General features: G+C 67.6%; 13 protein-coding genes. 3 read left to right on the top strand and 10 right to left on the bottom strand.

The features are described 5' to 3' along the window. Positions 1-124: 124 nt before the first annotated feature. From IEZ09_RS29660 to IEZ09_RS29695, 8 genes are all read right to left on the bottom strand, one after another. Positions 125-1,144: an LCP family protein gene (locus IEZ09_RS29660; RefSeq protein WP_189257081.1), complete on the bottom strand. Its 1,020-nt coding sequence runs from the start codon at positions 1,142-1,144 to the stop codon at positions 125-127. 75 nt (positions 1,145-1,219) lie between these two features. After that, positions 1,220-1,606 carry a DUF3037 domain-containing protein gene (locus tag IEZ09_RS29665; RefSeq protein WP_189257082.1) on the bottom strand — a complete coding sequence of 129 codons (387 nt, stop codon included), beginning with the start codon at positions 1,604-1,606 and terminating at the stop codon, positions 1,220-1,222. Beyond that, a complete protein-coding gene (locus IEZ09_RS29670) occupies positions 1,590-2,357 on the bottom strand; it encodes a HipA family kinase (RefSeq protein WP_189257083.1) in 768 nt (255 codons plus the stop codon). The genes IEZ09_RS29665 and IEZ09_RS29670 overlap by 17 nt, the downstream gene beginning before the upstream one ends. Positions 2,358-2,367: 10 nt before the next feature. After that, positions 2,368-2,823, bottom strand: a complete 456-nt coding sequence (locus IEZ09_RS29675) for an SRPBCC family protein (RefSeq protein WP_189257084.1) — start codon at positions 2,821-2,823, stop codon at positions 2,368-2,370. Further along, complete coding sequence (locus IEZ09_RS29680; protein ID WP_189257085.1) at positions 2,820-3,122, bottom strand: ArsR/SmtB family transcription factor; 303 nt, start codon at positions 3,120-3,122, stop codon at positions 2,820-2,822. Before IEZ09_RS29680 ends, IEZ09_RS29675 begins: the two co-directional genes overlap by 4 nt. 10 nt (positions 3,123-3,132) lie before the next feature. Next, positions 3,133-3,870, bottom strand: a complete 738-nt coding sequence (locus tag IEZ09_RS29685; protein ID WP_229813069.1) for an SGNH/GDSL hydrolase family protein — start codon at positions 3,868-3,870, stop codon at positions 3,133-3,135. Between the two features lie 50 nt (positions 3,871-3,920). Continuing rightward, positions 3,921-4,976, bottom strand: coding sequence for a lactonase family protein (locus tag IEZ09_RS29690; RefSeq protein WP_189257087.1), 1,056 nt, complete (start codon positions 4,974-4,976; stop codon positions 3,921-3,923). Positions 4,977-5,121: 145 nt separating this feature from the next. Further along, positions 5,122-5,952 carry a PPK2 family polyphosphate kinase gene (locus IEZ09_RS29695; RefSeq protein WP_189257088.1) on the bottom strand — a complete coding sequence of 277 codons (831 nt, stop codon included), beginning with the start codon at positions 5,950-5,952 and terminating at the stop codon, positions 5,122-5,124. A gap of 140 nt (positions 5,953-6,092) precedes the next feature. Here IEZ09_RS29695 and rocD point away from each other — a divergent pair, with 140 nt between their 5' ends. The 3 genes from rocD to IEZ09_RS29710 all read left to right on the top strand — a co-directional run bounded on the left by rocD (position 6,093) and on the right by IEZ09_RS29710 (position 9,249). Continuing rightward, the gene (gene rocD / locus IEZ09_RS29700; RefSeq protein WP_189257089.1) at positions 6,093-7,322 is read left to right on the top strand and encodes an ornithine--oxo-acid transaminase; all 1,230 of its coding nucleotides are present in this window, start codon (positions 6,093-6,095) and stop codon (positions 7,320-7,322) included. Positions 7,323-7,414: 92 nt separating this feature from the next. Beyond that, the gene (locus IEZ09_RS29705) at positions 7,415-8,800 is read left to right on the top strand and encodes a DUF2252 domain-containing protein (protein ID WP_189257090.1); all 1,386 of its coding nucleotides are present in this window, start codon (positions 7,415-7,417) and stop codon (positions 8,798-8,800) included. A 44-nt stretch (positions 8,801-8,844) separates the two neighbouring features. Next, positions 8,845-9,249 carry a GNAT family N-acetyltransferase gene (locus IEZ09_RS29710; RefSeq protein ID WP_189257091.1) on the top strand — a complete coding sequence of 135 codons (405 nt, stop codon included), beginning with the start codon at positions 8,845-8,847 and terminating at the stop codon, positions 9,247-9,249. Here IEZ09_RS29710 and IEZ09_RS29715 read toward each other — a convergent pair. Further along, positions 9,233-9,475 (bottom strand): DUF397 domain-containing protein, encoded by a 243-nt coding sequence (locus IEZ09_RS29715; RefSeq protein WP_308427937.1) that lies wholly within the window; start codon positions 9,473-9,475, stop codon positions 9,233-9,235. The genes IEZ09_RS29710 and IEZ09_RS29715 overlap by 17 nt on opposite strands. After that, positions 9,390-10,200 (bottom strand): DUF5753 domain-containing protein (locus IEZ09_RS29720; protein WP_229813070.1); only part of this gene is annotated, 811 nt, incomplete at its 5' end. The genes IEZ09_RS29720 and IEZ09_RS29715, both read right to left, overlap by 86 nt.

The raw sequence follows: 10,200 nt of genomic DNA on the forward strand, positions 1-10,200 counted from the left end.
GAGGGGGACACCGATGTCCGCGACACCGATCTACGACGACCTCCTGCGCGAGCTCGAGGACATCGCACAGGAGGCCGGTTTGACCAGCTCGGAGCCCACTTCCGAGCCCGCCAAGCAGTAGGAGCTACTTCGGAGGGGCGATCAGTTCGGCGGGCACCGGCTCGTCCTTGCTGATCAGGTCGAAGAGCTGCGACGCCTTCTCCTTGTTCCACTGCACGACCGATCCGGCACCGGGCACCGTCGGCGTGGACCCGACCGGCACCGTTCCTGACGTCGCGTCGCTCATGTTCAACGCGACGCTCGCCAGGTGCCACACGTGGTCGCTCTCGTTGACCGACACCGAGCCGGACGCCGCGTTCATCAGCGGCACCAGGCGGAACGGGTTGGCCAGCGTGGCCGGGCTCTTGACCTTCGCGAACAACGCGGACAGGAACTTCCGCTGGTTCTGCACGCGCTGCAGGTCGGCGGTCGCGAACGCGCGGGTCCGCACGAACCCGAGCGCCTTCGGGCCGTCGAGCTCCTGGCAGCCCGCGGGCAGGTCGATGCCGGCCAGCGGGTCCTTGATCGGCTCGTCGATGCAGATGTCGACCCCGCCGACCGCGTCGACCATGTCGGAGAAGCCGCCGAAGCCGATCTCCATGTAGTGGTCGATCCGCACGCCCGTGGCGCCCTCGACGGTCTTCACGAGCAGCTGGGGACCGCCGAACGCGTACGAGGCGTTGATCTTGTTGCGACCGTTGCCCTCGATCGCGACGTAGGAGTCGCGCGGGATCGACAGCAGCACCGGCTTGGCGGCGCTGTTGTCCGGCAGGTGCAGCATCATGATCGTGTCGGTGCGCCGGCCGGCCGCGTCGCCGGTGGCGAGCGCGTCCTTCTGCTCCTGCGTCAGCCCTTCGCGAGCGTCGGAACCGACGAGCAGCCACGTGGTGCCGGGCGTCTCGGCAGGACGGCCCTCGTAGTCCGGCAGCGCGTCGATCCGCTTCAACGTCGAGTCGACGTAGAAGCCGAAGCCGACTGCGGCCAGCAGCAGGACCAGCAGCAGCACCAGGATGACGCGTCCGGGACGCCTCTTCTTCCTCATCGGCCGCTGCGGCGGCATGGGACGCCGCGGCTGCTGGTAGCCGTGGTGATACCCAGCGCTCATGTGTCGCCAACCCCGATCGCTTTAGTTTCGCTTTGCACCTAGGGACGCGATGCGTCCCGTCAGGTTGCGAGAAACCTACCGGGGTGGCAGCACCAGCGCTTCGAACAGGCGGTTGACCTCGGCCGACGGGTCGTCGGTGAATCCCGTGTGCGTGGGTGAGGTCTGCACGATCGTGCTGCGGGGTGCGGTCAGCCAGCGGAACCGCTGCCCGATCGTGGTCCTGCTGACCGGACCGGCCTCGGGGGTGCCGTCGCACGAGTTGGTGAGGTGCTTCAGCGACGTCTCCAGCATCTCGACGTCCAGCCGCGGGTCCAGCGCCCGCAGCCGGTCACCGTCCACATAGGTCTTGGCGCACAGGAAGTCCAGTGCGGCGCAGTAGACGATGACGCCGACGTTCATGAACTCGCCCCGCTCCTGCCGCGGCACGGCCCGCAGCAGCGCGTACTCAAACACGTGCGGCACGCGCGGCCTCCAGCGAGTCGACCCAGCCGCGGTGGGCGAGCCGGTAGGTGAAGAAGTCCTTGTAACGCTGCCGCAGTTCTACCGGATCGCCGTCCAGCCACTCGTCGGGGACCAGGGCGAGCACCTCGTCGAGCAGCTCCGGCGTGATCTTCGCGCTCAGTTCGGCGTCCACTTCGGACAGTGAACCCGCGTTCGGCAGCATCGCGTGGTCGGACGGGTCGAACCGGAAGTCTTTCGTGGCGGGCCTCTCTGGACTCCACGAGTAGTGGAAGTACAGCGAGGCGCCGTGGTCGATCAGCCACACGTCGCGGTGCCACAGCAACATGTTCGGGTTGCGCCAGCTGCGGTCGACGTTGAGCACCAACGCGTCCAGCCACAGCAGTTTCGTCGCGAGCTCGACGCCGGGGTCGCGCACGATCGGGTTGAAGTCGAACGAGCCGGGCAGGTAGTCGAGGCCGAGGTTGAGGCCGCCGCTCGCCCGCAGCAGCTCCTGGACCTCCTGGTCGGGTTCCGCGCGCGCCAGCTCCGGGTCGAGATGCACCAGGACGATCTCCGGTATCCGGAAGCCCAGCCGCCGCGCCAGCTCGCCGACCACGATCTCGGCGACGAGCACCTTCACACCCTGTCCGGCGCCGCGGAACTTGACCACGTACATACCCAGGTCGTCGGCCTCGACCAGACCCGGCATCGACCCGCCCTCGCGGAACGGCGTCACATACCGGGTGGCCGTGACCTCCCTCAACGAATTCACCCGCGCATGATCACACGAACGCCTTGGCGAAGCCGAGCAGAATTCCGCCCCAGCCACCCTCTCCGCCCACGCCCTCGCGGACCCGTTCCGGCTTGGTGAAGTGCCGCTCGAACCCGCGGTGCACCAGCTCGACGCGGGTTCCCTCCCCCTCGGGCGTGAAGGTGATCTCCACCTCGGACGCGCGCGCCGGATCCGGGTCGTAGTCCCAGTCACCGTTGAGGTGCCAGGCGAGCAGCAGGCGCGACGGCGGCTCCCAGGCCTTCACCGCTCCCCAGTCGCACTCGGCGCCGTCGGTGCCGACCTCGTACCAGCGGCCGCCTTCGCGTGGTTCGACGACGACGTCCTTCAGCTCCGCCTCGCCGATGTGGTGCGCGGGAGGCCACCACGTCACGAACTTCTCCGTGAACACCTTGAACGCGTGGTCCGCGCCCGCGTTCACGACAACCGAGCGCCGTACTTCCGTCATTGTTCCTCCACCACCGCAGCGAAGTTCGCGAGAGCCTGACCCCACACGTCGTCGAGGTAGTCGCGCATCGCGGCCACACCGACATGGTCGACGGAATACCGCCGCCGTGTTCCCTCCGCCTCGACGCGGACCAGCCGTGCCTCTTTGAGCACCTTGAGGTGCTGGGACACGGCCGGCCGCGACACGGGCAGCTCGGCGGCGATCTCCCCCACCGCCCGCGGCCTGGCCGCGAGCAGCGTGAAGATCTCGCGGCGGGTCGGGTCGCCGAGCGCCGCGAACGCCACTTGGTAAGTCTCCACGAACGGTAAGTTAGAACTTACCGAGTCGCGCTGTCAACGCCTCGAAGTACGCGAACTGACCCGCCTTGTTCGGGTGGTAGGAGTCTTCGGTCGGGCTGACCAGCGCGTTCATCCACGGTTCCGCGGAGCAGACGCCGTGGTCCGCAAACGCTTCCCTGACGTCGACGTACCGCGCACCGGCCCGTTCGGCGGCCGCCGCGGTCACCTCGGACAGCTGGTCGGCCGCGTCGTTGAGGGCCTGCCGCTTGCGCTTGGAGAGCGTCCGGCACTGGTCGTTCGGCGTGAACAGCCGCGGATAGCCGAGCACGACCAGCTCGGCATTCGGCGCTGAGCTCCTGATCGTGGCGTAGGCGCCGTCGAGCCGGGCGGGCAGCTGCTCGTGGACGAACTTCACCGCTTTGGCGACCCGCGAGACGCAGGCCTTGTCGCCGTTCAGCGTGCAGGTCGTCATCACGTCGACGAACCCGAGGTCGTTGCCGCCGATCGTGATCGTGACCAGCGTGGTCGCCGGCGTGAGCGCCCTGAACTGCGACTTGAGCGACTTCGTGGTCGCACCGCTGCACGCCACGAACCTGAACGACGGGAAGTCCTTGCCCCGCAACGCCGGATAGGCGTTCGCGCTGCGGCGGCACGAGCCGTCCACATAGGAACCGGCGCCCGCACCGGACGCGTAGGAGTCGCCGAGTGCGACGTACTCCGGCGCGATCGGTGCGGGCGCCATCAACGCAATTGCCAGTACCCCAGCCATGAGACCCATGGCAGTCGGAGTACCACTGTGGACGATCGACTAGAAGAGCATTAACCCAGTCGTGTGGGCAGCACGCAGACCGGGATCGCGGTCTGCAGCGGCGTGCCCGACGGCGTGAGCTTGCCCGAAGCTCGGTCCACCGCGAACGACGTCACGTTGTTCGAGTTCTGGTTGGCCGCGAACAGGAACTGCCCGGACGGGTCGAGCGTGATGTGCCGCGGGTACTTGCCACCGACCGGCGTGTGGCCGACCAGGGTGAGCTCGGAGCCGTTGACCGCGAAGTGCGCGACGCTGTCGTGCCCGCGGTTGGACAGGTAGACGTTCTTGCCGTCGCCGGACACCAGCACCTCGGCCGGGTAGTTGCGCACGGACCCGGACGGCGCGGTCTTCAGCACCTGCCCCGGCGTGAGCTTCCCGTCGGCGTACGTGCAGGCCACGATCGTCGAGTCCAGCTCGTTCGCGACGTACGCGGTCTTGCCGTTCGGGTGGAACGCGATGTGCCGCGGTCCGGCTCCCGGCTTGAACTTCGCCGTCGAGACGAGCTTCAGCTGGCCCGCGGCGAACGTGTAGACGAACACCGCGTCGGCGCCGAGGTCGACCGCGAACGCGTGCCGGCCGGACGGGTCGAACACGATGTGGTGCGCGTGCGGCCCCTCCTGGCGGTCGGGGTCCGGCCCGGAACCCTTGTGCTGCACCTTCTGCGTGCGCGCGCCGAGGCTGCCGTCCGGCTTGACCGGGAACACGCTGAGCGAGCCCGACGAGTAGTCCGCGGTGATCAGGAACTTCCCGGACGGGTCGAGCGTCAGGTGGCACGGGTCCGCGCCGCCGGTCGGCTGCTTGTTGATCACCTTGAGCGTGCCCGCGTTGATCGCGGTGACCTCGCCCTTGCTGGTCTCGTTGACCGCGTACAGGAACCGGCCGTCGCGCGACTCGATCACGAACGACGGGTTGACCACGCCGCTGATCACGCCTGTTGCCTTCAGCTGGCCGTTCGACGTGTCGTAGGTGCCGATGCCGATGCCTTTGGCGCCGCCGCTCCACGTCGTGTAAGCGCCGAAGAAAACTCTCCGCGTCACCGCTGCCGCTTCCGCGGTTCCTCCGGTCATCAGCAGTCCTGCTCCCACACCCATGGCTCCGAGAAAACGTCGCCGGTCCACACCCACGTTCGCACCTCCGAGGTTCTCGGGCGGCGGCGCAGCCCACAGTGGCCTAGACCGTTACAGTCAGGCAATAGGCGCAATGAAGTTGCGCTCAGCGCAACGGGTCGTTCGAGATCAACCGGGCCTTCTCGGCCTCGATGTCGTAGGCGGGCGGCGGAAACTTCGGGTCCATCTCGCGCATGGTCTCCAGCAGCAACCGGCTGACCGCCCAGTTGCGGTACCACTTGCGGTCGGACGGAATCGCGTACCAGGGCGTGTCACGGCAGTTCTTCAACGCCTGCGTGTACGCGTCCTGGTACTTCGACCACTTCGAGCGCACGTCGATGTCCGCCGGGTTGTACTTCCAGTGCTTGCGCGGGTCGTCCAGCCGGGCGAGCAGCCGCTCCTTCTGCACCTCAGGCGAGATGTGCAGGAAGCACTTGATCACCGCGACACCGTCGTCGGCGAGCTCCCGCTCGAACGCGTTGATCTCCTGGTAGCGCTTCTTGATCTCGGCGGCCGTGAGCAGACGCTCGACCTTGGGCACGAGCACGTCCTCGTAGTGGGAGCGGTCGAACGCGCCGATGTGCCCCTTCTCCGGGAGGACCTTCCTGATCCGCCACAGGAAGTGCTGGCGCCGTTCGGCGGGAGTCGGTTTCTTGAACGACGCGATGCGCACGCTCTGGGGGTTCACCAGCCCGACGACGTGCCGGACGACGCCGCCCTTGCCGGAGGTGTCCATGCCTTGCAGCACGAGCAGCACCGCGCGAGAGTTCTCCGCGTACAACGCCTCCTGCAGGTCGTCCAGCTCGGCCCCGGTGGCGGCGAGGTCGTCGGCCGCCTCCTTCTTGTTCCTGGGACCGACCGGACGGCCGGCGGGATCGAGGGTGGAGAGATCCACCTCATCGAGTCGCAGAGCTTCACGAACCGACTTCTTCGCCATCACCGCAGAGTATCGATGAACCGTCAAGTACGCCGGTTGCACAATGTTCAGCCACTGTTCGGTGAATCTACGCAACGAACTGAGGTCAGGCGCAATGCTTGGCGGCTGAAATCGCTTGTTCGCGCCCTTAGCCTTGGAGGATGACAGCCATCGCTGAGCACCAGACCACCACCAGCGCTGACTACGTCGCACTAGACGAAGAATGGAGCACCCACAACTACCACCCGCTGCCGGTGGTCATCTCGCACGGCGAGGGGGCGTGGGTCACCGACGTCGAAGGCCGCCGCTATCTCGACTTCCTGTCGGGCTACTCGTCGCTGAACTTCGGCCACCGCCACCCCGCCCTGGTGGCCGCCGCCGTCGAGCAGCTCGGCCGCGTGACGCTGACCAGCCGCGCGTTCCACCACGACCAGTTCGGCCTGTTCTGCCGCGAGCTGGCCACCCTGACCGGCACCGAGATGGTGCTCGCGATGAACTCCGGCGCCGAGGCCGTGGAGTCCGCGATCAAGGTCGCGCGCAAGTGGGCGTACCAGGTCAAGGGCGTGCCGGAGGGCACGGCGGAGATCATCGTCGCCGGGTCCAACTTCCACGGCCGCACCACGACGATCGTGTCGTTCTCGACCGACGAGACCGCGCGCAACGACTTCGGCCCGTTCACGCCGGGCTTCAAGGTCGTGAAGTACGGCAACCTCGACGAGATCGAGTCCGCGATCTCGCCGCGCACGGCCGCGATCCTGATCGAGCCGATCCAGGGCGAGGCGGGCGTCGTCGTGCCGCCCGCCGGCTACCTGCCCGGCATCCGCCGCCTGTGCGACGAGCACAACGTGCTGATGATCGCCGACGAGATCCAGTCGGGCCTCGGCCGCACCGGCACGCTGTTCGCCCTCGACCACGAGGGTGTGCGCGCCGACCTCTACACGCTCGGCAAGGCGCTGGGCGGCGGCATCCTGCCGGTGTCCGCCGTGGTCGGTTCACGCGCGGTGCTGGGCGTGCTGAAGCCGGGCGAGCACGGGTCGACGTTCGGCGGCAACCCGCTGGCCTGCGCCGTCGGCCGCGCGGTCGTGCGGCTGCTGGAGACCGGCGAGTTCCAGGAGCGCTCGCGTGAGCTGGGCGCGTACCTGCACTCCTCGCTGGGCGAGCTGGTCGGCCACGGCATCGCCGAGGTCCGCGGCCGCGGGCTGTGGGCAGGCGTCGAGCTCTCCCCCGGCGGCCCGGTCGGCCGCGCGGCCTCCGAGGCGCTGGCCACTCGTGGCGTGCTGTGCAAGGAGACCCAGGCGACCACCCTGCGCGTCGCTCCCCCGCTGGTCATCACCCGCGACGAGATCGACCTGGGCGTCCAGGCGATCGCCGAGGTCGTTCGTCCCGTTTAGCCCGATTTGGGTGCTCGATGAAGGGCTCCTTCATCCACGTGAGGTGGATGAAGGAGCCCTTCATCGTTTTCACCTGAGGCATGATTACTCGTATGGGTGAACGGGTTCGGGCTGAGGCTGCCGCCGCGTTGGGCACGTGGACTGAGCCTGAAGAGGTGTATGCGCGGGGGAAGGCGTTGAGGTCCTCTGTGGACTTCAGGGCGCACCGGGTGGTGTCGCTGGCCGCCCGGCGGCCGTCCGTGCTGGAGTTCATGAACGCCAGCAACGAAGGACGGCTGGAGCACCTGATCCCGTTGCGGGTGGGGCGGATGCTCGCCAACCCGTTCGCGTTCTTCCGCGGTGCAGCCGGGCTCCAGGCGGGCGACCTCGCCGCCGGGTGCGCGACCGGCCTGCACGCTCAGTTGTGCGGTGATGCACACGCAGCGAACTTCGGCCTCTACGGCACGCCAGAGGGCCAGATCGTCATGGACATCAACGACTTCGACGAGACGCTGCCCGGCCCGTGGGAGTGGGACCTGAAGCGGCTGGTCGCGTCTCTGGTGCTGGCGGGCCGCGTGGGTGGCGTGTCCGACAAGGGCTGCCGGGACGCCGCCGAGGACGCCGTGCGGGCGTATCGCGGCGCGATCAGGCACCTCGCGGAGATCCCGTTCATGGACTCGTGGACCGCGCTGGGCGACGAGTCGGTGCTGTCGAAGGTGAAGGCCGACGACCTGATCAACGACTTCTCCAAGGCCGCCGAGAAGTCGCGCAAGAACACGAGCGCCCGGTTCGCCGCGAAGTGGACCGCGCACGACGGCGAGAAGTGGCGGTTCATCACGAACCCGCCGACGTTCACCGATGTTTCCCCGGAGACGGAAGAGGCCGTGATCGCCGCGCTTCCGTCCTACGTGGACACACTGCGCGAGTCCCGGCGCAACCTGATCATGCGCTACGGCGTGTCGGACGTGGCGTTCCGCGTCGTCGGCACCGGCAGCGTCGGCCTGCGCAACTATCTGATCCTGTTGCACGGCAACGGTTCGGAAGCACTGGTCCTGCAGGCCAAGGAAGCCCGGTCGTCCGCCCTGCAGCCGTTCCTGGACGTCGAGCCAGCCAAGCACGAGGGCAAGCGGATCGTGCACGGCGCGCGGCTCGTGCAGGCCGAGACCGACATCCTGCTGGGCTGGACGACGATCGAGGGCCGCCCGTTCATCGTGCGGCAGTTCCGCAACCGCAAGGGCGAGATCGACGCGACCACGCTGAAGCGCGACGACCTCGACGACTACGGCCGCTTCGCCGGCGCCCTGCTGGCCCGCGCGCACACGCGCTCCCTCGACCCGCGCCTGCTCGCCGGGTACTTCCAGAACGGCGGCGGCGACGACCTCGACGAGGCATTCGCCAAGTACGCCTTCGGCTACGCCGACCAGACCGAGGCCGACCACGCCGAGCTGGTCGACCTGGTCAAGAACGGCAAGCTGCCCGCCGTCGTCGAGGACCGCTGACGCGCCTTCGGGCCAGTTGTCACAAGTTGACCTAGCCTGGCGGTATGAAGATCCGCCGCGCCGCCACCCCCGACGACGTGTTCGCCGCCGCGCACCTGTTCGACGCGCCGCCGCAGCCGGACGCGACGTCACGCTTCCTGGCGCAGGATCACAGCCACCTGCTGATCGCGTACGTGGGCGACCAGCCGGCCGGCTTCGTGTCCGGAGTGGAGACGACCCACCCGGACAAGGGCACCGAGATGTTCCTCTACGAACTGGGCGTGGACGACGCGTTCCTGCGCCGCGGCATCGGCACGGCGTTGGTCGAGGCCCTCAAAACCCTTGCGGCGGAACGGGGTTGCTACGCGATGTGGACGGGCACCGCCGCGGGCGACGCGGCGGCGCAGGCCACCTACAAGAAGACGGGCGGGTCGATCGACGACGGCGCCTTCGTCAGCTGGGAGCTTTGACCTGGCCGACCAGCGCCTGCCAGGCTTGCGCGGAGAACGTGAGCACCGCGCCTGTGTTCTTGGAGTCGCGCACAAGGGCGTTGTGGGCCAGAGACACCTCCACGCATTCGCCTGAGCCGTTGGCACTGCTGAACGTGCTCTTACGCCAGGTCCGTTCGCGGGTCATGGGAGTCCTCTCGCAGTCCGCTGACGTACTCCGCCAGCTTGCTCCGAGATTGTTCCTCATCCAAGGCCACGGCCTCCAGTCGCTCGAACAGCCGCTTGCCACGCTCGACGGCGGCGCTGTCCTGCGCGAACAACTGGCCCATGTTGGTCTCCGTGAACACCACCGGAGCAGCCTTCGGGAACTCGTACAGCGTGCATTTCGACTGAAAGGCGGCGGACCTGATGTTGGCGGGCACGACGCGGATGATGTGCGTGTTGAAGAGAAGGCGCAGGTACTGGTCTTCCATGAGCTGGGCGTCACCCAGACGCGTCTGCAGGGCGAGCTCGTGCACGTAGAACAGGCACTCCGGGCGATTCGGCCGCCTCATGATCGTTTGCCGTTCCATGCGCGCCTGCACGAACTTCTCGATGTCCTCCCGCGCCTCGATCTGGCCGTCCACGAACAGCTCTCGCGCGTAGCGTTCCGTCTGCAACAGGCCGTGCACCGTCATGATGTCGAAGGAGACGATCTTCTTTGCCATCGATTCGGTCATGGCGATCGTGCGAAGATTCTCCGGCACCTGGACGAAGTACAGGTCGAAGGCGTGGCGGTAGCGGCGACGGAAGTCTTCGAAGAAGTCGATGTCCTTCCCGCACGCGGTGAAGAGCTGCACTTGTCGTGTTTCGGCTGATGCTTGACACGTTGGCTTCACCTGATGCTTGACACCGCTGGTCACAGGTTCGATCACCTCGATATCGCCGTGCGAGGTGGAGGGCCTGGGCCTGATGCTGGTGGAGCTCAGTGTG

The organism is Lentzea flava (genome assembly GCF_014648475.1).
Lineage (GTDB): Bacteria > Actinomycetota > Actinomycetes > Mycobacteriales > Pseudonocardiaceae > Lentzea > Lentzea flava.